The organism is Pseudomonas iridis (assembly GCF_017980685.1).
In the GTDB taxonomy this organism is placed as follows: domain Bacteria; phylum Pseudomonadota; class Gammaproteobacteria; order Pseudomonadales; family Pseudomonadaceae; genus Aquipseudomonas; species Aquipseudomonas iridis.
Genome location: NZ_JACXXO010000008.1, coordinates 214202 through 234662, shown reverse-complemented (window position 1 = coordinate 234662; position 20461 = coordinate 214202). Strand labels below are relative to the sequence as shown.

Sequence of the window (20461 nt, the reverse complement as noted above, 5' to 3'; positions counted from 1 at the left end):
GGGCTAACGGAGGTTTTTTATGCAGATTTTCAAGGTTGGCGGTGCGGTACGTGATCGCTTGCTGGGCAAACCGGTCACCGATATCGACTGGGTCGTGGTGGGCGCCACCACCGAAGAAATGCTCGCTCAGGGCTATCGCCCGGTCGGCGCGGATTTTCCGGTGTTTCTTCATCCGAAAAGCGGCGCGGAATACGCCCTCGCCCGCACCGAGCGCAAAAGCGGTCGCGGTTATGGCGGCTTCACCTTTCACGCCAGCCCTGAAGTCACGCTTGAAGAAGACCTGATCCGCCGTGATCTGACGATCAATGCCATGGCCGAGGACGACCAGCAAAATCTGACCGATCCTTATCACGGCCAGCGCGACCTCGAAGCCCGAGTCCTGCGTCACGTTTCGCCGGCATTCGCCGAAGATCCGCTGCGAGTACTGCGTGTTGCCCGCTTCGCCGCTCGCTACGCGGATTTGGGTTTTATCGTTGCGCCGGAGACGCTGGAGCTGATGCGTCAGCTCAGTGAGTCTGGCGAACTTGAGGCACTGACAGCCGAACGCAGCTGGAAGGAAATCTCCCGGGCACTGATGGAAGACCAACCGCAGGTATTCATTCAGGTGCTACGCGATTGCGGCGCACTGAAAGTGCTGATGCCGGAAGTCGATGCGCTGTTCGGTGTGCCGCAGCCAGAAATCCATCACCCGGAAATCGACAGCGGCATCCACACGCTCAGCGTGCTGGAGCAATCGGCGCGGCACAAGCAGCCGCTCACCGTACGCTGGGCCTGCCTGCTGCACGACCTCGGCAAAGGCCTGACGCCAGAAGATGAATGGCCACGACACATCGCCCACGAACACAAGGGGCTGAAGCTGATCAAAGTGGTCAACGAACGCTTCAAGGCGCCGAAGGACTGTCAGGAATTGGCGCTACTGGTCGGCCAGTACCACACCCACGGCCACCGCGCCTTGGAGTTGAAGGCCTCAACGTTGCTGGAGCTGCTGCAAAGTTTTGATGTCTATCGCCGGCCGCAGCGGTTTGAAGAGTTTATCGCGGCGTGCGAGATGGATGCCCGAGGCCGCAAGGGGCTGGAGGACAGGAGTTATCCACAGGCTGATTATTTGCGTGGCGCGGCCAGTGTGGCGCGTGGCGTGGCGGTGCAGCCACTGCTAGAGAAAGGATTCAAGGGCCCTGAACTGGGCGAGGCGCTTAAGCGCGAACGGCTCAAGGCTTTGAAGGCTTACAAAGAGAACGCTTGAGGCCAGCTCAAAAGATCGTCCGACCATGGCCCGAGCCTTCGACAGCTCCTACACGGGAATTCGCATTTCCCTGTAGGAGCTTGCGATCTTTTGATTTATAGACTTGGCGGTGTGAGCTGCTCGCCCCGCCACTCGAACCCCACCGGCGCCAACACTTGATCAATCTGCGCATCGGCCCACAGTGTCGCGAAGCTTTTTCCCACAGCCGGATGCACGCGATCTGGCGCAATGAGCGACAGTGGCCACAACACGAAGGCGTTTTTCAGTATCTCGGCGCGCGGCAGAACCAATCCGTCGAAATTGCCCACCAGATCGCCGTACAACAGCACGTCGATATCCAGCGGCAACCCCTTACGGTCCGGCGCATACCGACCGTTATCTGCTTCGATGAATTTCAAGCGACGATCGAGTTCCATTAACGGCAGGTCGGTAAACGCCGACACCACGAAGTTGAAGAACGGACCACTCTTGATCCCCACAGGCTGGCTTTCGAATACCGCCGAACAGCGGATATCCACCAAAAAAGTGGCCAGCGCATCCAGACCGGCGCGCAAATGGGTTTCGCGCTCGATATTGCTACCGAGCCCGAGATAGACCTGAGTCAGCGACATCCGCGCTCGATCTCCACACCCACGCCACCCTTGGCGGCCGGCACGGCGCCGGGCTTGGTCAGCTTCAGGCGTACCCAGGTGATCTTGAATTCTTCCATGAGTACCGCGACCAGACGCTCGGCAAAGGTCTCGACCAGTTGGAACTGCGCCTGCTCGGCAAACGCCTGGATACGCGTGGAAACGCTGGCATAGTCGAGCGCCAGGGTCAGATCATCACCGGCCGCGGCCGGGCGATTGTCCCAGGCGAAGCTCAGATCAAGACGCAGACACTGTCGGATGCCGCGCTCCCAGTCGTAAGCACCGATCACGGTGTCGACTTCCAGGCCCTCGATAAACACTCTGTCCACGCACTTTTCTCCGCTGCACGACAAGGGCGCAATGCGCCGTTAGAATCAGGGCGTCCTCGCCCGGAATAGTAAGCATGTTTTGGTTACTGGCGACTCTCGCCTACCTGCTCGGCTCTCTGTCCTTTGCCATTTTGCTCAGCCGCCTGACCGGAAATCCGGACCCGCGAATGAGTGGCTCGGGCAATGCCGGCGCCACCAACATGCTGCGCCTGGCCGGTCGCAAACTCGCGATCCTGACCCTGCTGGGTGATCTGTGCAAAGGCCTGCTGCCAGTGCTGCTCGCTGCGGCTATCGGCCTTTCGCTGCAGGATCAGGCCTGGATTGGCGTGTGCGCCGTGATCGGTCACCTGTTCCCGCTGTATTTCCGTTTTCGCGGCGGCAAGGGCGTCGCCACCGCTGCCGGCATGCTCCTGGCCCTGTATCCGCCTGCGGCGCTGCTGGCGGTGTGTGCCTGGCTGCTGACGTTCTACCTGACCCGCACCAGCTCTCTGGCAGCGCTGGTCGCCACACCGCTGACCCTGCCGCTACTGGCCTGGCAAGAACCGGAGGCACTGCTGCCGATGAGCGCATTGACGCTGCTGATCGTCTGGCGCCACCGCGGCAATCTACGCGACCTGTTTGCCGGGCGCGAACGGCATTTCTAAAATACCGTTCATGAGCGCGGCCCATCAGAGCGCCGACAATTGCTCCATCGGCCAGCGCGCCTGCACGCTGATCGCCAGACTTTCCTGCTGTCCGGCCTGCAATCGCTGGCAACCGGCGAACGCGATCATCGCGCCATTGTCGGTGCAGAACTCGGGGCGGGCATAAAACACATCGCCCTTCATGTCACCGAGCATTTTCTCCAGCGACACACGGAGCGCCTTGTTGGCACTGACGCCGCCAGCAATCACCAGGCGCTTCATGCCCGCCTGTTTCAGGGCCCGCTTGCACTTGATGGTCAAAGTCTCCACCACGGCCTGCTGGAACGCCAGCGCGATGTCGCAACGGGCTTGCTCGTTGTCGTCCCCGGCGCTGATGCGTTGCTGCCACGTGTTGAGCGCCGAGGTCTTCAGACCGCTGAAGCTGAATTCCAGCCCCGGGCGATCACACATCGGACGCGGGAAAGTGAAACGTCCTGCGACACCCTTCTCCGCCAGCTTGGCGATTTCCGGCCCGCCGGGATAATTGAGACCCATCATCTTCGCGGTCTTGTCAAAAGCTTCACCGGCCGCGTCGTCGAGCGTCTCACCGAGCAACGCGTATTGACCGATGCCATCGACCTGCACCAACTGCGTATGACCGCCGGAGACCAACAAAGCGACGAACGGAAATTGTGGCGGTTCTGGCTCCAGCATCGGCGCCAGCAAATGACCTTCCATGTGATGCACACCGAGTGCCGGAATGCCCCAGGCAAACGCCAGTGCCTGGGCGCAGGAAGCACCAACCAGCAGCGCCCCGACCAGGCCAGGACCCGCGGTGTAGGCGATCGCGTCGATCTCGGTCGGCACACAGCCAGCCTCGGCCAACACCTGACGAATCAAGGGCAGCATGCGTTTGACGTGGTCACGCGAGGCCAGCTCCGGCACCACACCGCCATAGGCGCGATGCAGGTCAATCTGACTGAACAGGGCATCGGCCAGCAGACCCCGCTCACTGTCATATAATGCGACGCCGGTTTCGTCGCAGGAGGTTTCTAATCCCAGTACTAGCATGGGTTTGCGCCTTGTTTAGGCTGAATTCGAAGGCGCGCATAATAGTCCCCGCGTGATGCCCCGACCAGCGGTTTTCGATCAGAGGCTTTGCATTCCGAGCGATGAGGGGTTAACATCCGCAACCCTTAAAAACCGACGACCTCAGCCGCGAATTTTTTGCGACGAGAACGTTGATCCCGGTAATGAAAGAAGGTAGCTCTGGATGCCAGCCGTCAAAGTTAAAGAGAACGAACCCTTCGACGTAGCTCTGCGTCGTTTCAAGCGCTCCTGCGAAAAAGCCGGTGTACTGGCTGAAGTTCGTAGCCGCGAATTTTACGAGAAGCCAACTTCTGAGCGTAAGCGTAAAGCAGCAGCCGCTGTTAAGCGTCACGCCAAGAAAGTTCAGCGCGAACAGCGCCGCGCCGTTCGTCTGTACTAATACACAGACGTTCGTAGCAAGCTTCTGCCAAGCCCGGCCCTCAGCCGGGCTATTGGCATTTGCGGATATCGCTTGATGCTTCATCGTCGACGCCGCACACGCGACCGAGACAAATCTGCTTCAAACGTCAGACCTGGCTCTTTTGCCAGCGGTGCACGTCTTTTCTGACGAGCCTTTCAAGGCTACTGACGAGCACACCCACTGATTCCTCTTACGACGATCAGCCCAAGGCACCTGCATGCGTGCCCGCTTTATTGAGCTATCCGAGGTCTTTAAACGGCCGTCAGCGGATTCAGCGCAACACTTTCAAATAGTCGAAGGCTGATTGGTACTAACGTCAGTGGATTTTCGGCAGATACACTTCCCGACAGCGATAACGCAGACGACACCGGTCGAGCCGCACATTTTGCGCGCTTCAAACAACGACCCGCGTCCGGCCGCCCTTCGCATCGGACTTATTACAGCGCAGACGACGAGCACGCCATGGCCGGGCTGATTCCCCAGAGCTTCATTGACGACCTGCTGAACCGCACCGACATCGTCGACGTGGTCAGCTCGCGCGTGCAATTGAAGAAGGCCGGCAAGAACTACACCGCCTGCTGCCCGTTTCATAAAGAAAAAACCCCGTCGTTCAGCGTAAGCCCCGACAAGCAGTTCTATTACTGCTTCGGTTGCGGTGCCGGCGGCAACGCGCTCGGCTTCCTCATGGATCACGACAATCTGGATTTCCCCCAGGCTGTTGAAGACCTTGCGAAAGCCGCCGGCATGGAAATACCCCGCGAAGAAAGTGGCCGCCCGCACAAGCCGCGCCAGCCGACCGATTCGCCGCTGTATCCGCTGCTCACTGCTGCCGCTGACTTTTATCGGCAGGCGCTCAAGAGCCACCCAGCGCGCAAAGCCGCCGTGGATTACCTCAAGGGCCGCGGCCTGACGGGCGAGATTGCCCGAGACTTCGGTTTAGGCTTTGCTCCGCCGGGCTGGGACAATCTGTTCAAACACTTGAGCAGCGACACACTTCAGCAAAAAGCCATGATCGACGCCGGCCTGCTGATCGAGAACGCCGAAACCGGCAAGCGCTATGACCGCTTCCGCGATCGCGTGATGTTCCCGATCCGCGACAGCCGCGGTCGGATCATTGCTTTCGGCGGTCGCGTACTGGGCGACGACAAGCCCAAATACCTGAACTCACCGGAAACCCCGGTATTCCATAAAGGCCAGGAACTCTACGGCCTCTATGAAGCACGCAAGAACAACCGCAACCTTGACGAAATCATCGTCGTCGAAGGCTATATGGACGTCATCGCCCTCGCCCAACAAGGCCTGCGCAATGCCGTCGCAACGCTGGGCACCGCGACCAGCGAAGAACACATGAAACGCCTGTTCCGCGTCGTGCCCAACGTATTGTTCTGTTTCGACGGCGACCAGGCCGGCCGCAACGCCGCGTGGCGCGCATTGGAGGCAACGCTTTCAAGCCTGCAGGATGGACGTCGCGCGCGATTCCTGTTTCTGCCCGAAGGCGAAGACCCGGATACCCTGGTTCGCGCCGAGGGCACCGACGCCTTCAAAGCTCGAATCAATCAGCATGCGCAGCCGCTGGCAGATTATTTCTTCCAGCAACTGAGCGAAGAGTCAGACCCGCGCTCGCTCGAAGGCAAGGCCCACATGGCCACCCTCGCTGCACCGTTGATCGACAAAGTGCCAGGTGCAAATCTGCGCATTCTGATGCGTCAGCGCCTGACCGAAATCACCGGCCTGAGCAGCGAAACCGTCAGTCAGCTCGCGCAAAACGCACCGCAGGAAGCGCCGCCCGCCTACGATCCGGGCTTCGATTACGACGCAATGCCCGATTACAGCGACTACCATCAGCCGCAGGCGCAGGACATGTACGCGCCGCAGCAGGAGTGGACGCCGAAAAAACCCGGTGCCGGCGGCAAGAAATGGGGCAAAAAACCCTGGGATAAAAACGGCAAGCGTGGTGGCGATCGCGACCAGCAGCGGCCACGGACGCCAATCGGCGTCGAGTCGCCAACCCTGACCGCCCTGCGCACACTGCTTCATCACCCGCAATTGGCCGAGCGCGTCGAAGATGCCGGGCACATTGCGGACGAAAACCAGACCAACGCCCAGCTGCTTGTGGCGCTGCTCGAAGCCGTACAGAAGAATCCCAAGCTAAACTCATTTCAGTTGATCGCGCGATGGCACGGCACCGAACAGGGTCGATTGCTCAAGGCACTGGCAGAAAAGGAATGGCTGATTGACGGAGATAACCTTGAACAACAGTTTTTCGACACCATTACTAGCTTGTCAGCCCGCCAACGCGAGCGAAATCTGGAACAGTTACTCAGGAAAGCGCGTCAAAGCGAACTGAGTACCGAAGAGAAAAATCAACTGCGCGACCTTTTAAGTCGCAATGTTTCCGCATCAAGCCCGACCTCAACTGGCGCGTGAGGTCATAGCTCAGGTATAATCCTCGGCTTGTTTTTTGCCCGCCAAGACCTTCAGTGGATAGGGTGTTATGTCCGGAAAAGCGCAACAGCAGTCTCGTATTATTGAGTTGATCAAACTGGGTCGTGAGCAGAAGTATCTGACTTACGCCGAGGTCAACGACCACCTGCCCGAGGATATTTCAGATCCTGAGCAGGTGGAAGACATCATCCGCATGATTAACGACATGGGGATCCCCGTACACGAGAGTGCTCCGGATGCGGACGCCCTTATGTTGGCCGACGCCGATACCGACGAGGCCGCTGCGGAAGAAGCAGCAGCCGCGTTGGCAGCGGTGGAGACCGATATCGGTCGCACGACTGACCCTGTGCGCATGTATATGCGTGAAATGGGTACCGTTGAGCTTCTGACTCGTGAAGGCGAAATCGAAATCGCCAAGCGTATCGAAGAGGGCATCCGTGAAGTGATGGGCGCAATCGCGCACTTCCCTGGCACGGTTGACCACATTCTCTCCGAGTACACCCGCGTCACCACCGAAGGTGGTCGCCTGTCTGACGTCCTGAGCGGTTATATCGACCCGGACGACGGCATTGCGCCGCCTGCGGCAGAAGTGCCGCCGCCGGTCGATCCGAAAGCCGTCAAGGCTGATGACGACACCGACGACGATGAAGCCGACTCTTCCGATGACGAAGAAGAAGCCGAAAGCGGTCCGGATCCGGTCATCGCGGCCCAGCGTTTTGGCGCTGTGTCCGACCAGATGGAAATCACCCGCAAGGCGCTGAAGAAGCACGGTCGCAGCAACAAGGCAGCGATTGCCGAACTGCTGCTACTGGCCGAGCTGTTCATGCCGATCAAACTGGTGCCGAAGCAATTCGAAGCCCTGGTCGAGCGTGTTCGTGGTGCCCTGGATCGTCTGCGTCAGCAAGAGCGCGCGATCATGCAACTGTGCGTACGTGATGCACGTATGCCACGCGCCGATTTCCTGCGTCAGTTCCCGAGCAACGAAGTCGACGAAAGCTGGTCCGACGCACTGGCCAAAGGCAAGAGCAAATACGCCGAAGCCATCGGCCGTGTTCAGCCGGACATCATTCGTTGCCAGCAGAAACTGATTGCGCTGGAAACCGAAACCGGTTTGACCATTGCTGAAATCAAGGACATCAACCGTCGCATGTCGATCGGTGAGGCCAAGGCCCGCCGCGCGAAGAAAGAGATGGTTGAAGCGAACTTGCGTCTGGTGATCTCGATCGCCAAGAAGTACACCAACCGCGGCCTGCAATTCCTCGATCTGATCCAGGAAGGCAACATCGGTCTGATGAAAGCGGTGGACAAGTTCGAATACCGTCGTGGTTACAAGTTCTCGACTTATGCCACCTGGTGGATCCGTCAGGCGATCACTCGCTCGATCGCCGACCAGGCCCGCACCATCCGTATTCCGGTGCACATGATCGAGACGATCAACAAGCTCAACCGTATTTCCCGGCAGATGTTGCAGGAAATGGGTCGCGAACCGACCCCGGAAGAGCTGGGCGAACGCATGGAAATGCCTGAGGACAAGATCCGCAAGGTATTGAAGATCGCTAAAGAGCCGATCTCCATGGAAACCCCGATCGGTGATGACGAAGACTCCCATCTGGGTGACTTCATCGAAGACTCGACCATGCAGTCGCCAATCGATGTTGCCACTGTTGAGAGCCTGAAAGAAGCGACTCGCGAAGTGCTGTCCGGCCTCACTGCCCGTGAAGCCAAGGTACTGCGCATGCGTTTCGGTATCGACATGAACACCGACCATACGCTCGAAGAAGTGGGCAAACAGTTTGACGTGACCCGTGAGCGGATCCGTCAGATTGAAGCCAAGGCGTTGCGCAAGCTGCGCCACCCGACGCGAAGCGAGCATTTGCGCTCCTTCCTCGACGAGTGATACCAGAACCCCCGGCCCAGGCCGGGGGTTTTGTTTATGTAGCAGATTAAATCCTCCGCACCACCCCTCCCCCGCATACCCCGTCTACACTCGAAACAACCACCCCCGAGCCATACCGAGAGCGCTATGCCCAGATTGGCGTCCGTGCTAATTCTGCTGTCACTGATGATCTGGACCGCAACGGCTGACGCGCTGACTCTGACCGATGAAGAACGTAGCTGGCTGACGGCTCATCCGGACTTGCGCCTGGGCGTCGACGCGTCGTGGCCGCCTTTTGAGTTTCGTGACGATCAGTCCCGCTATCAGGGCCTGGCAGCTGACTACATAGACGTCATACGCCAGCGTCTGGCGATCAAACTCACCCCGGTCGAACCCGTGAGCTGGACGGTGGTGCTTGAGCAGGTCAAGCAGGGCAAGATCGATCTGCTGCCCGGGATCATGTCGACACCGGAGCGTCAGGGATATCTGTCGTTCACTCGCCCTTACCTCGACTTCCCCATCGTCATCCTCGCCCACGTCGGTGGCGCACAACCGCGCAAACTTGACGATCTGTACGGCTTGAAGATCGCCGTGGTGGAAAACTACGCGCCCCATGAACTCCTGCGCACCCACCATCCCGACCTGAATCTGGTCGCCATGCCCAATGTCAGCTCTGCCTTGCAAGCGCTTGCGACCGATGAGGTCGACGCCGTAGTGGGTGATCTCGCGTCCAGTGTCTGGAGCCTGCGTCAGCTGAAACTCGACGGCCTTTACGTCAGCGGCGAAACCCCGTATCGCTATCAGCTGGCGATGGGCGTACCCCGTGACAACAAGATACTGGTGGGCATTCTGGACAAAGTCCTGGCGGACATGTCCCCCGCTGAAATCAGCGCGATTCAAGAGCATTGGGTCGGCAACGTGCTTGATCACCGGACATTCTGGTCGGATCTGCTGGTTTACGGCCTGCCTGGCCTGGTGATCCTGATCATCGTGCTGGCGGCGGTTATCCGCATCAATCGCCGCCTGAGTTCAGAGATCGCCCGCCGCATCAACCTCGAACAGGAATTGCGCAGCAGTGAGTATCACTATCGCGGCTTGGTAGAGAGCTTGTCGGCCATCGCCTGGGAAGCGCGAATGAGCGACTTCACCTACAGCTATGTGTCACCCCACGCCGAAGACTTGCTCGGCTATCCGCTGTCGCATTGGCTGATTCCGGGGTTCTGGCGCAACATCATTCACCCGGCCGACCTGACCCGCGCCCAGAGCTTTTGCGATCACGAAGTGCTGGCCGGACGCGATCATAGCCTCGATTACCGGGTGATCACCGCCGACGGTCGCTGTCTGTGGGTACGCGACATCGTCAGCCTTATCGAACACGGCCATGAGCCGGTGATGCGCGGACTGATGATCGACATCAGCGAGACCAAACGTACCGAGGAGGCCTTGCGCCTGTCCGAGCAGAAATTTGCTTCGGTGTTCCAGCAATGCCCGGACATTCTGGTGATCGCGCGGTTGTCCGACGGTTGCTTGCTGGAAGTAAACGAGGCCTTCGAAGAGCAGATCGGACTGAAAGCCGAAGAAGTCATCGGTCAGACCGCCACCAACCTCAACATCTGGGGCATTCCCGGCGTCGGACCGGGGCTGTTGCAGCGGTTGCAGGCCGGAAGCATTCGCAACCTGGAAATGCCCTTTCGCCGTAACAATGGCCAGGTGTTTACCGGGCTGATTTCCGCCGAACCCTTTGACCTCGACACCACGCCCGCACTGGTCGTGGTGGTGCGCGACATCACTCAGCTCAAGGAAACCCAACAGCAACTGCAAACGTCGGAAGAAAAGTTTGCCAAGGCATTTCATGCATCGCCGGATGGCTTGCTGCTGTCGCGTCAAAGCGACGGATTGCTGCTCGAAGTCAACGACGGTTTCAGCCGGATCACCGGGTTCAACAGCGCCATGTCGGTGGATCGTTCGGCGCTGGACCTGGGGATCTGGGTCAACCTCAACGAACGTAAACAGATGCTCGATCTGCTGCACCGCGACGGCTTCGTCCGTGATTTCACCTGCCATATTCGCCGCAGCGATGGTCAGATTCGCCTGTGCGAAGTGTCTGCCCGACCGCTACCGATCGGCGAAGAAGACTGCATGCTGACCATCGCCCGCGACATCACCGAACGCCACCTGATGCAGGAGAAACTGCAACAGGCTGCGACTGTTTTCGAAAGCACCGCGGAAGGCGTGTTGATCACCGACACCCAACAGCACATCAGCGCAGTCAACCGGGCCTTCACCGAAATCACCGGTTACAGCGAAAGCGAAGCCCTCGGCCATACACCGCGCCTGCTCGCCTCGGGCCTGCACGACAGCGCGTTTTACGCAGCGATGTGGCACCAGTTGACTGATGAAGGCCACTGGCAGGGCGAGATTTCCAACCGACGCAAGAATGGCGAGTTGTACCCGAGCTGGCTGACTATCAGCGCAGTGCGCAACCGCGACAAACTCATCACCCATTTTGTTGCGGTATTTGCCGACATCTCCAGCCTCAAGCACGCCCAGGCCAAACTCGATTATCAGGCTCACCACGACCCACTCACCGGCCTGCCGAACCGCACGTTGTTCGAAAGCCGTTTGCTCACGGCACTCAACAACCAGCAGGAAAACGGCGGTCTGGGTGCCGTGCTGTTCCTCGATCTCGACCGCTTCAAACACATCAATGACAGCCTCGGTCATCCGGTCGGCGACCTGCTGCTCAAGGGCATCGCCGTACGCCTCAAAGAACAGCTGCGCGACATCGATACCGTCGCACGCCTGGGCGGCGACGAATTCATCATTCTGTTGCCCGGCCTGCAACAGGCCAGCGACGCCGACCATATCGCGCTAAAACTGCTCAATTGCTTCAGCGCGCCGTTTCAGGCCGGCGAACACGAATTTTTCATCAGCGCCAGCATCGGCACCAGCCTGTACCCCCGCGACGGTTGCGACGTGGCCACACTGGTGAAAAACGCCGATGCGGCGATGTACCGCTCCAAAGCCAAGGGCCGCAACCGCGTCGAGAGTTACACCCGCGACCTCACCGCGCAGGCCATCGAGCGCGTGGCACTGGAGCACGAACTGCGCCGTGCCATTGAGCGTGAAGAGTTGCATCTCTACTACCAACCGAAAATCAGCCTCGACGACCACAGCCTCGTCGGCGCCGAAGCGCTGATCCGCTGGCGCCATCCAACTTTTGGCGAGGTGCCGCCGGAGCACTTCATTCCATTGGCCGAAGAGAACGGGATGATTCTGCAGATCGGCGATTGGGTGCTGGAGACCGCGTGCCGGCAAATGTTCGAGTGGAACCAGATCTACGACAGCCTCGGGCCACTGTCGGTCAACCTCGCCGGGGCGCAGTTGCGGCAGCCGAATCTACTCGGGCGCATCGAGCAACTGCTCAAGGACAACGGTCTCAGGCCGGATTTACTGCAACTGGAAATTACCGAAAACTTCATCATGAGTCAGGCTGAAGAAGCACTGTCAGTGCTGCATCAACTCAAACACCTGGGCGTACAACTGGCGATCGACGACTTCGGCACCGGTTATTCTTCGCTGAGTTACCTCAAGCGTCTGCCGCTGGACATCCTCAAAATCGATCAGTCATTCGTCCGCGGACTGCCCGACGACCCGCACGATGCGGCGATTGTCCGCGCCATCATCGCCTTGGGCCGAAGCATGCAATTCACCGTTATCGCCGAAGGCGTGGAAACCCAGGCGCAACAACAATTTCTTGCCGCCGAAGGCTGCGAACAGATCCAGGGCTACATCGTCAGCCTCCCACTGCCACCGGAAGAGTTCGCCGCGACGTTTCTGCGTATTACCGTATCGGATTTTTCGGATAGCACAGCGGCGAAACCGTCGCTATAATCCGCGGCCTACTGAGGGCCTATAGCTCAGTTGGTTAGAGCAGAGGACTCATAATCCTTTGGTCCACGGTTCAAGTCCGTGTGGGCCCACCAAACAATACGAAGGCTTATGCTTAATTGCATAGGCCTTTTTTTTGGCATTCGCCAATGTCTGAAAGTGCCTCGCAACACCTCAATGGAGAAAGCAATGAGCGTCATGGAAAAGGAATTTCCGGTTACAAACCTCACCGACACTATCGAAGCGCTCGAACATCTCAGCAACTGCAAGCCACTCAAAGCGTCGGCGCGGCGCAGCAAGCTAGAGGTGAATGCCGAAAGATTCGCCAATGGATGCCTGATATTGGGTGGGGCCGGAATGGCCATCGCCGCGGCTATGGCCTATTGGCACACCTCGCATTCGCCGCTGCCTGAATGGGCCAAGACATTGGCCTTGGGCCTGCTGCTTTTCTCGACGATAGCGACGCTGCTATCTCTGCTGGTGCCGATTCTGTCGCTCGGCTGGCTCCTCACTCGCTGGAAGACCATTAGCCTGAAAAGCCTGATCGATGATGTGCATCACGAAAGCGCCTTGGTCGATGGGCTGCGCCGGCATAACGAAAAGGCTTTGCTGGAGGCCAAATACTGGATCGAACTCAGGGTCAATCGCGCCGAGGCACGAGTGGCCTATTTCTTCGGCGAAAAAGCCGCAGCCCTTGCTTTGCTGGGTACTGCTTATGTCTGTGCCGAGAAGTTTGGTGGCTTTCCCTGGGTTGGAAAAACCTTGTTGGCCGGACCTGTCGACGGTAACTGGAGCAATACCGCGGTGCTGATGATCATTGCCTTAGTGCTGGGTTTGTCCATCGGCGCCGTGCTGCTCAAACATGTAAACGTCCGATACCGTTTTCAGATTGAATTGATTGAGCATGCCTTACGCAGGATGGCCAAGTAACTGAGAGCCTGAGCCAATGAAAAGCCGCGCACATGCGCGGCTTTTTCGTATCTGCACTTCAGCCTCTACTCAGGCGCCACAAGCACCGCACCGAACGACCCTGTAACATGCCCCAACCGACTCACCACCTGGAGCCCCCCTTGCCCGACATCCGCCCGCCCGTCCTCGATGAAATCGACCGCCAGTTGATCGCCGCCCTGCAAATCAACGCCCGCGAAAGCGTGGCCATGCTCGCCCGGCAGCTGGGGATTGCCCGCACCACGGTGACGTCACGATTGGCGCGGCTGGAAAAAGCCAAGGTGATCACCGGTTACGGCGTACGCCTGGGGCAGCGTGTGGTCGATGGCGGTTTGCAGGCGTATGTCGGGATCAAGGTTCAGCCGCGCTCCGGCAAAGAGGTGTTGCGCCGCTTGAGTGCCATGGCGCAGGTGCAGCAGCTGTGTGCGGTGAGTGGCGAATTTGATTATGTCGCGTGGTTGCGCACGGATTCGCCGGAGCAGCTGGATCAGTTGCTGGATCAGATTGGCAGTGTGGATGGGGTTGAGAAGACCACGACTTCAATTATTTTGAGTAGCAAGATTGATCGGGGGCAGCCGGTTTAGGCTTCGGTCGTGACTTTCTGATTGCCTGATCCGGCCTCATCGCCAGCAGGCTGGCTCCTACAGGGTGACAGTATGGTGATTCAGATCGTCATTTTGATCAGATAAATGGCAAAACGACGACACTTTGCGTCTTATTAACGTGTTCTACGCTCCCTAGAATGACTGGCATCTTTTCCTATACTCAGACGCGCACGCCAGCAAGGTCAGCCATGAACAAGAACAATCGCCATCCTGCAGACGGTAAAAAGCCCATCACCATTTTCGGCCCGGACTTTCCTTTCGCCTTCGACGACTGGATCGAACACCCGGCCGGACTCGGTAGCATCCCGGTGCAAAATCATGGTGCTGAAGTGGCGATTGTCGGCGCCGGCATCGCAGGTCTTGTGGCCGCTTACGAGTTGATGAAACTGGGCTTGAAACCGGTGGTTTACGAGGCGTCGAAACTGGGTGGGCGCCTGCGCTCGCAGGCGTTCAACGGCACTGACGGTATTGTCGCCGAGCTCGGCGGCATGCGTTTCCCGGTATCTTCCACCGCGTTCTACCACTACGTCGACAAGCTGGGTCTGGAGACCAAACCGTTCCCGAACCCGCTGACGCCGGCCTCCGGCAGTACAGTGATCGACCTGGAAGGCAAAACCCATTACGCACAGAAACTGGCGGATCTTCCTGCGCTGTTCCAGGAAGTGGCTGACGCCTGGGCGGACGCGCTGGAAGCCGGTTCGCAATTCGCCGATATTCAGCAAGCCATCCGCGACCGTGATGTGCCGCGCCTCAAAGAACTGTGGAACACCCTGGTGCCGCTGTGGGACGACCGCACGTTCTACGACTTCGTTGCCACCTCCGAGGCCTTCGCCAAACTGTCGTTCCATCATCGCGAAGTGTTCGGTCAGGTCGGTTTCGGCACGGGTGGCTGGGACTCGGACTTCCCTAACTCGATGCTGGAAATTTTCCGCGTGGTGATGACCAACTGCGACGATCACCAGCACCTGGTGGTCGGCGGTGTGGAACAGGTGCCGCAAGGCATTTGGCGTCATGTGCCGGAACGTTGCGTTCACTGGCCAGAAGGCACCAGCCTGAAATCCCTGCACCGGGGCGCCCCGCGTTCCGGCGTGAAAAAAATCGCCCATGCAGCCGATGGTCGTTTCGCTGTCACCGACAACAACGGCGATACCCGCGAGTACGCCGCCGTCCTGACCACTTGCCAGAGCTGGCTGCTGACCACCCAGATCGAATGCGACGAAACGCTGTTTTCGCAGAAGATGTGGATGGCGCTCGACCGCACGCGCTATATGCAGTCGTCGAAGACTTTCGTGATGGTCGACCGGCCGTTCTGGAAGGACAAGGACCCTGAAACCGGTCGCGATCTGATGAGCATGACCCTCACCGATCGCCTGACCCGTGGCACCTATCTGTTCGACAACGGCGACGACAAGCCTGGCGTGATTTGCCTGTCGTACTCGTGGATGAGCGACGCGTTGAAAATGCTCCCGCACCCGGTAGAAAAACGTGTAGAGCTTGCGCTGAATGCGTTGAAGAAAATCTACCCGAAAGTCGACATTGCCGCGCGCATCATCGGCGATCCGATCACCGTGTCGTGGGAGGCCGATCCGTACTTTCTCGGCGCGTTCAAGGGCGCCCTGCCGGGTCACTATCGCTATAACCAGCGCATGTACGCGCACTTCATGCAGGACGACATGCCGGCCGAGCAGCGCGGGATTTTCATCGCCGGTGACGATGTGTCGTGGACGCCTGCGTGGGTTGAAGGCGCGGTGCAGACTTCGCTCAACGCGGTGTGGGGGATCATTAAACATTTCGGCGGCGCCACACATAAAGAGAACCCAGGCCCGGGTGATGTGTTCAAAGACATCGGCCCTATCGCCCTGCCCGAGTAAGAGGAATTCCTGATGCGTGTAGCCCTTTACCAATGTCCACCGCTGCCACTGGACCCCGCCGCCAACCTCCACCGCCTGCATCAACTGGCGATGGAGGCCAAAGGCGCCGACTTGTTGGTGCTGCCGGAAATGTTCATGACCGGCTACAACATTGGCGCCGAGGCGGTCAGCACATTGGCCGAGGTCTACAACGGTGAATGGGCGCAGCAGATCGGCCGGATCGCCAAAACAGCTGGCCTGGCGATCGTCTACGGTTATCCCGAGCGCACTGCCGACGGTCAGATCTACAACGCCGTGCAGCTGATCGATGCCCACGGCGAGCGCCGGTGCAATTACCGCAAGACCCATCTGTTCGGGGATCTTGACCGGTCGATGTTCAGCGCCGGTGGAGACGAGGTTCCTGTGGTGGAACTCAACGGCTGGAAGCTCGGTTTCCTGATCTGCTACGACCTCGAATTCCCGGAGAACGCCCGACGACTGGCCCTCGCCGGCGCCGAGCTGATTCTGGTGCCGACGGCGAACATGATCCCGTTCGATTTCGTTGCCGATGTCACCGTCCGCTCGCGCGCGTTCGAAAACCAATGCTACGTGGCCTACGCCAACTACTGCGGCCATGAAGGCGACATCCACTATTGCGGACAAAGCAGCATCGCCGCGCCGGACGGCAGCCGTATTGCTCAGGCCGGCCTGGACGAAGCGCTGATCGTCGGCGAGCTGGATCGGCAGTTAATGGTCGACTCCCGCACGGCCAATCACTATCTCAGTGATCGTCGGCCTGAACTTTACGGCGCGCTCAACAAGCGCTAATCCGCTAGCATTGGCACTTCACTGTTCTGGAAGTGCCCATGCCTGCGCCGACTCACCCCCGCACCCACACTGAAACCCTGGCCAACGGCTTGCGCGTGACCCTGCGTCATGTGCCTGGCCTGAAGCGCAGCGCCGCTGCGTTGCGGGTGGCCGCTGGCAGTCATGACGTGCCGCTGGCGTGGCCGGGGCTGGCGCATTTTCTTGAGCATTTGCTGTTTCTCGGCACTGAGCGTTTTCCCGCGAATGAAGGGCTGATGGCCTACGTGCAGCGTCACGGCGGGCAGGTGAATGCCAGCACTCGCGAGCGCACGACCGATTTTTTCTTTGAGTTGCCGACGCAGTCATTCAGTGCCGGGCTAGAGCGTCTGTCAGACATGCTCGCTCAGCCGCGTATGAATCCGGACGATCAGTTGCGGGAACGGGAAGTGTTACAGGCGGAATTTGTCGCCTGGTCACAAGATCCGACAGCGCAGCAGCAGTTTGCGTTGTACGAAGGTTTATCGGCTGATCATCCATTGCGCGGCTTTCATGCTGGCAATCGGGACACTCTCCAGGTCGAGCAGCCGGAGTTTCAAAAGGCTCTGACAGACTTCCATCAGCAGTTTTATCGCACCGGGCAAATGACCTTGAGTCTGGTTGGGCCGCAAAGCCTCGAACAGCTGCGCGAGTTGGCGGAAACGTTCGCGACGGCGTTGCCGGCTGGGGATAACATCGCGCAAGCCGCACCGCCGCCGTTAAGGGTAAAAAGTTATCAACAGGTCGCCGAACGCCAGTGCAATCTGCAGTTTGCATTCGACGCCTTGCCTGATTCATCCGCTGAAGCGTTGGCGTTTCTTTGCCACTCGTTGAACAGCGCCAAGCCCGGTGGATTGCTTGGGTATTTGCAGCAGCAGGGCTTGGCTGACAGCTTGAAAGCGGCGCCGCTCTATCAGTTTGCTGGCCAAGCCCTGCTGCATCTGGCGTTCAATACATCCTCCGAGTCGCTTGGCAGCATTAGCGAACAGGTGCGGGACTGGCTGAGCTTCTTCGCGCAGCAGGACTGGACGCCACTACGTGAAGACTACGCAGCCATGCTTGCGCGTCAGCAGCAAGTCGGCGGCGCATTGCAACGGGCGCGGCTCGACAGCGAACAATTGGAAACAGGCCTGAGCGCAACCGGCGTTGCTGCCCTCAAACATATCCTTGGCGAGATCGGCACTGTGGATAACTTCAGCGCCCATTGGCGTTTGCCGACTGCCAATCCATTTTTGCGTGCCAACGAACCGGTCGCCAACGCCGGACTGATCCGCGGACAAACCAGCGCTCACCGAGGTCTGCGCACGTTCGCGCAGGATCGTTCGCGCGGCCGTCGCGAACGCTCGCCGATGCAGTTCAGCCAGGCATTGCCGGACAGCGGTGATCAAGGCGCGATTTATCTGCGCTGGCAGATGGAAGCGGCAGCCACCGCCGGCCTGCAAGCGCAACTGCAGGGTAGCCTGCGGGAAACTCAGGACGACGCACGTCAGGCCGGGGTTGAATTGTCATTCAGCACGACCGGCAATCAATGGTTGCTGAAACTGACCGGCCTGCAAGAACCAATGCCGATAGTCCTCGAGCATGCGCTGAAATGTCTGACGCAAGTTGACGCCGATTCCGCGAGAGGTGAGCCGGAAACGCCGCTGATACCGATCCGCCAATTGCTCAAGGCATTGCCTGAAAAATGTCCGCCCTCTGTAGAAACATCCGACAATGCTCAGCACCTGTGGACAACTTCCCGCTGGGATGGCCTGGCCTTGGGACTCGGTGCGCAAACCCAATCAGCCATGGGCCTGGCCCTGAGCCGCATCCCCGGCACACCCGACACTCAAATACCGGCTCCGTCGGCGATCAATGGCCAACACCTGTGGCGCCACATCGACACCGCGTCCAGCGAACATGCCTTGTTGCTGTTCTGCCCAACGGCCAGTCGCGATGTCGCTGATGAAGCCGCTTGGCGCATGCTCGCGCAGTTGTGCCAAACGCCGTTCTACCAACGCCTGCGGGTCGAGTTGCAGTTGGGTTACGCGGTGTTCAGTGCCGTGCGGCAGATGCACGGACAGACCGGGCTGCTGTTCGGCGTGCAATCGCCGACGTTCGCACCGGTGGAGTTGCTCCGCCATATTCAACAGTTTATTGAAGCGCTTCCTTCGCTCATCGATGCGACTGACCTCGTCCAGCAACGGCAGAACCTCGCCGATCAATTCAGCGACGAAAATCTATCGACCAAAGATGTCGCCGAACTGCTGTGGCAGTCCAGACTTGCCGGCCACTCGTCGGATTATCTGCCGCAACTGGTCAGCGCGATCGATTCCCTGGAACGCCCAGAATTGCTGGCCGCCGCGCAACGACTGAACCGCGCCGAGGGTGGCTGGCTGTGCCTCGCCAGCGATTCGCCGCTCGGCGCGCCGTGGCAAGCGACAAAGTGATCATTACCGAGGCTGCAACGAGCTTTATCGAATATTCACGGGCAATCACGTTGAAATTTTGAGTAACATAGCCGCCTAACTATTTGGAACATCCCTGCGCTGCCGTGGACTATACCTATGGACAGCGCTATCCCATCCACCACCTGAGGAGTAACCCTATGTCCTGGACAAAACCTGCTTACACCGACCTGCGTATCGGCTTCGAAGTCACCATGTACTTCGCCAGCCGCTGAGTTCTGCCTCGACAGAATTGCAGTGCAACGCCTCGGTTCGCCGGGGCGTTTTATTTTCAGCGTTGAAATGATGGAGCGTTCATGTTCGTCCAGATTCTGGGTTCGGCCGCCGGTGGCGGATTTCCGCAGTGGAATTGCAATTGCGTCAACTGCGCAGGTTTTCGCGACGGCAGCCTGAATGCCAAGGCCCGCACCCAATCGTCCATCGCGATTTCCGATGATGGCGTGAACTGGGTGCTGTGCAACGCCTCGCCGGACATCCGCGCGCAGTTGCAAAGCTTTGCACCGATGCAACCGGGCCGCGCCCTGCGCGACACCGGCATCAGCGCGATCATCCTGATGGACAGCCAGATCGACCACACCACTGGCCTGCTCAGTCTGCGCGAAGGCTGTCCGCATCAGGTCTGGTGCACGGACATGGTTCACGAAGACCTCAGCACAGGATTTCCGCTGTTCAAGATGCTCACCCACTGGAACGGTGGGTTGGACTGGAACCGCATTGAGCTCGACCAGAGCTTCACCGTTGCCGCGTGCCCGAACCTGCGCTTCACCCCGCTGCCATTGCGCAGCGCCGCGCCGCCCTACTCGCCGCACCGCTTCGACCCGCACCCAGGCGACAACATCGGCTTGATCGTCGAAGACCTGAATACCGGCGGCAAACTGTTTTACGCGCCGGGCTTAGGCAAGGTGGACGCACCGCTGCTGGAAATCATGGCCGGCAGCGATTGCCTGCTGGTGGATGGCACGATGTGGGATGACGATGAAATGCAGCGCCGTGGCGTTGGCACCCGCACCGGGCGCGAGATGGGCCACTTGGCGCAGAACGGCCCCGGCGGCATGCTCGAGGTGCTGGAGCAATTGCCCGAACAGCGCAAAGTGCTTATCCACATCAACAACACCAACCCGATTCTCGATGAGGATTCGCCGGAGCGCGCGGAGTTGGCGCGGCGTCATGTTGAAGTGGCGTTCGATGGCATGAGTATTGTGCTGTAGCTGATGGCCTCATC

Annotated in this window: 16 protein-coding genes and 1 tRNA gene; 14 read left to right on the top strand and 3 right to left on the bottom strand. The window is 59.2% G+C overall.

The annotated features are described in order from the left end of the window. Positions 1-19 precede the first annotated feature (19 nt). Positions 20-1243, top strand: a complete 1224-nt coding sequence (locus IEQ42_RS15720; protein WP_210704119.1) for a multifunctional CCA addition/repair protein — start codon at positions 20-22, stop codon at positions 1241-1243. A 95-nt stretch (positions 1244-1338) separates the two neighbouring features. On the opposite strand, the gene folK is transcribed toward IEQ42_RS15720, so the two are convergent. Both folK and folB read right to left on the bottom strand, forming a co-directional pair. Continuing rightward, positions 1339-1854 carry a 2-amino-4-hydroxy-6-hydroxymethyldihydropteridine diphosphokinase gene (gene folK, locus IEQ42_RS15715; protein WP_210704118.1) on the bottom strand — a complete coding sequence of 172 codons (516 nt, stop codon included), beginning with the start codon at positions 1852-1854 and terminating at the stop codon, positions 1339-1341. After that, the gene (folB, locus tag IEQ42_RS15710; RefSeq protein WP_210623007.1) at positions 1845-2201 is read right to left on the bottom strand and encodes a dihydroneopterin aldolase; all 357 of its coding nucleotides are present in this window, start codon (positions 2199-2201) and stop codon (positions 1845-1847) included. Before folB ends, folK begins: the two co-directional genes overlap by 10 nt. Positions 2202-2275: 74 nt before the next feature. Here folB and plsY point away from each other — a divergent pair, with 74 nt between their 5' ends. After that, on the top strand, positions 2276-2845 hold the full coding sequence (gene plsY, locus IEQ42_RS15705; RefSeq protein ID WP_210704117.1) for a glycerol-3-phosphate 1-O-acyltransferase PlsY: 570 nt from the start codon (positions 2276-2278) through the stop codon (positions 2843-2845). 24 nt (positions 2846-2869) lie between these two features. Here plsY and tsaD read toward each other — a convergent pair whose 3' ends face one another. Then, the gene (tsaD, locus tag IEQ42_RS15700) at positions 2870-3895 is read right to left on the bottom strand and encodes a tRNA (adenosine(37)-N6)-threonylcarbamoyltransferase complex transferase subunit TsaD (RefSeq protein WP_150593712.1); all 1026 of its coding nucleotides are present in this window, start codon (positions 3893-3895) and stop codon (positions 2870-2872) included. A 202-nt stretch (positions 3896-4097) separates the two neighbouring features. On the opposite strand from tsaD, the gene rpsU reads away from it, so the two are divergent. The 12 genes from rpsU to pqqB all read left to right on the top strand — a co-directional run bounded on the left by rpsU (position 4098) and on the right by pqqB (position 20447). Continuing rightward, positions 4098-4313 (top strand): 30S ribosomal protein S21, encoded by a 216-nt coding sequence (rpsU, locus tag IEQ42_RS15695; protein WP_002551877.1) that lies wholly within the window; start codon positions 4098-4100, stop codon positions 4311-4313. A 483-nt stretch (positions 4314-4796) separates the two neighbouring features. Next, positions 4797-6761: a DNA primase gene (gene dnaG / locus IEQ42_RS15690; protein ID WP_210704116.1), complete on the top strand. Its 1965-nt coding sequence runs from the start codon at positions 4797-4799 to the stop codon at positions 6759-6761. A 67-nt stretch (positions 6762-6828) separates the two neighbouring features. Then, complete coding sequence (rpoD, locus tag IEQ42_RS15685) at positions 6829-8676, top strand: RNA polymerase sigma factor RpoD (RefSeq protein WP_042561397.1); 1848 nt, start codon at positions 6829-6831, stop codon at positions 8674-8676. 126 nt (positions 8677-8802) lie between these two features. Next, entirely contained in the window at positions 8803-12549 is a 3747-nt protein-coding gene (locus IEQ42_RS15680) for a bifunctional diguanylate cyclase/phosphodiesterase (RefSeq protein WP_210704115.1), read from the top strand. Between the two features lie 15 nt (positions 12550-12564). Further along, positions 12565-12641: transfer RNA gene (locus tag IEQ42_RS15675), tRNA-Ile, on the top strand. Between the two features lie 94 nt (positions 12642-12735). Beyond that, positions 12736-13476 carry a hypothetical protein gene (locus IEQ42_RS15670; protein ID WP_210704114.1) on the top strand — a complete coding sequence of 247 codons (741 nt, stop codon included), beginning with the start codon at positions 12736-12738 and terminating at the stop codon, positions 13474-13476. Between the two features lie 140 nt (positions 13477-13616). Then, a complete protein-coding gene (locus IEQ42_RS15665; RefSeq protein WP_007910086.1) occupies positions 13617-14078 on the top strand; it encodes an Lrp/AsnC family transcriptional regulator in 462 nt (153 codons plus the stop codon). Between the two features lie 209 nt (positions 14079-14287). Next, the gene (locus IEQ42_RS15660; protein WP_115147181.1) at positions 14288-15970 is read left to right on the top strand and encodes a flavin monoamine oxidase family protein; all 1683 of its coding nucleotides are present in this window, start codon (positions 14288-14290) and stop codon (positions 15968-15970) included. 12 nt (positions 15971-15982) lie between these two features. Beyond that, positions 15983-16777, top strand: a complete 795-nt coding sequence (locus IEQ42_RS15655) for a carbon-nitrogen hydrolase family protein (protein WP_210704113.1) — start codon at positions 15983-15985, stop codon at positions 16775-16777. A gap of 38 nt (positions 16778-16815) precedes the next feature. Continuing rightward, positions 16816-19221, top strand: a complete 2406-nt coding sequence (gene pqqF, locus IEQ42_RS15650; protein ID WP_210704112.1) for a pyrroloquinoline quinone biosynthesis protein PqqF — start codon at positions 16816-16818, stop codon at positions 19219-19221. A gap of 158 nt (positions 19222-19379) precedes the next feature. Next, on the top strand, positions 19380-19454 hold the full coding sequence (pqqA, locus tag IEQ42_RS15645) for a pyrroloquinoline quinone precursor peptide PqqA (RefSeq protein ID WP_003422658.1): 75 nt from the start codon (positions 19380-19382) through the stop codon (positions 19452-19454). Positions 19455-19535: 81 nt separating this feature from the next. After that, the gene (pqqB, locus tag IEQ42_RS15640; RefSeq protein ID WP_042561404.1) at positions 19536-20447 is read left to right on the top strand and encodes a pyrroloquinoline quinone biosynthesis protein PqqB; all 912 of its coding nucleotides are present in this window, start codon (positions 19536-19538) and stop codon (positions 20445-20447) included. Positions 20448-20461: the final 14 nt, after the last annotated feature.

Excerpts from the sequence above, each read along its gene's own strand:
- IEQ42_RS15720 (WP_210704119.1), top strand. The coding sequence starts at position 20 with ATGCAGATTTTCAAGGTTGGCGGTGCGGTACGTGATCGCTTGCTGGGC.
- folK (WP_210704118.1), bottom strand. The coding sequence starts at position 1,854 with ATGTCGCTGACTCAGGTCTATCTCGGGCTCGGTAGCAATATCGAGCGC.
- plsY (WP_210704117.1), top strand. The coding sequence starts at position 2,276 with ATGTTTTGGTTACTGGCGACTCTCGCCTACCTGCTCGGCTCTCTGTCC.
- tsaD (WP_150593712.1), bottom strand. The coding sequence starts at position 3,895 with ATGCTAGTACTGGGATTAGAAACCTCCTGCGACGAAACCGGCGTCGCA.
- rpsU (WP_002551877.1), top strand. The coding sequence starts at position 4,098 with ATGCCAGCCGTCAAAGTTAAAGAGAACGAACCCTTCGACGTAGCTCTG.
- dnaG (WP_210704116.1), top strand. The coding sequence starts at position 4,797 with ATGGCCGGGCTGATTCCCCAGAGCTTCATTGACGACCTGCTGAACCGC.
- rpoD (WP_042561397.1), top strand. The coding sequence starts at position 6,829 with ATGTCCGGAAAAGCGCAACAGCAGTCTCGTATTATTGAGTTGATCAAA.
- IEQ42_RS15680 (WP_210704115.1), top strand. The coding sequence starts at position 8,803 with ATGCCCAGATTGGCGTCCGTGCTAATTCTGCTGTCACTGATGATCTGG.
- IEQ42_RS15670 (WP_210704114.1), top strand. The coding sequence starts at position 12,736 with ATGAGCGTCATGGAAAAGGAATTTCCGGTTACAAACCTCACCGACACT.
- IEQ42_RS15660 (WP_115147181.1), top strand. The coding sequence starts at position 14,288 with ATGAACAAGAACAATCGCCATCCTGCAGACGGTAAAAAGCCCATCACC.
- IEQ42_RS15655 (WP_210704113.1), top strand. The coding sequence starts at position 15,983 with ATGCGTGTAGCCCTTTACCAATGTCCACCGCTGCCACTGGACCCCGCC.
- pqqF (WP_210704112.1), top strand. The coding sequence starts at position 16,816 with ATGCCTGCGCCGACTCACCCCCGCACCCACACTGAAACCCTGGCCAAC.
- pqqB (WP_042561404.1), top strand. The coding sequence starts at position 19,536 with ATGTTCGTCCAGATTCTGGGTTCGGCCGCCGGTGGCGGATTTCCGCAG.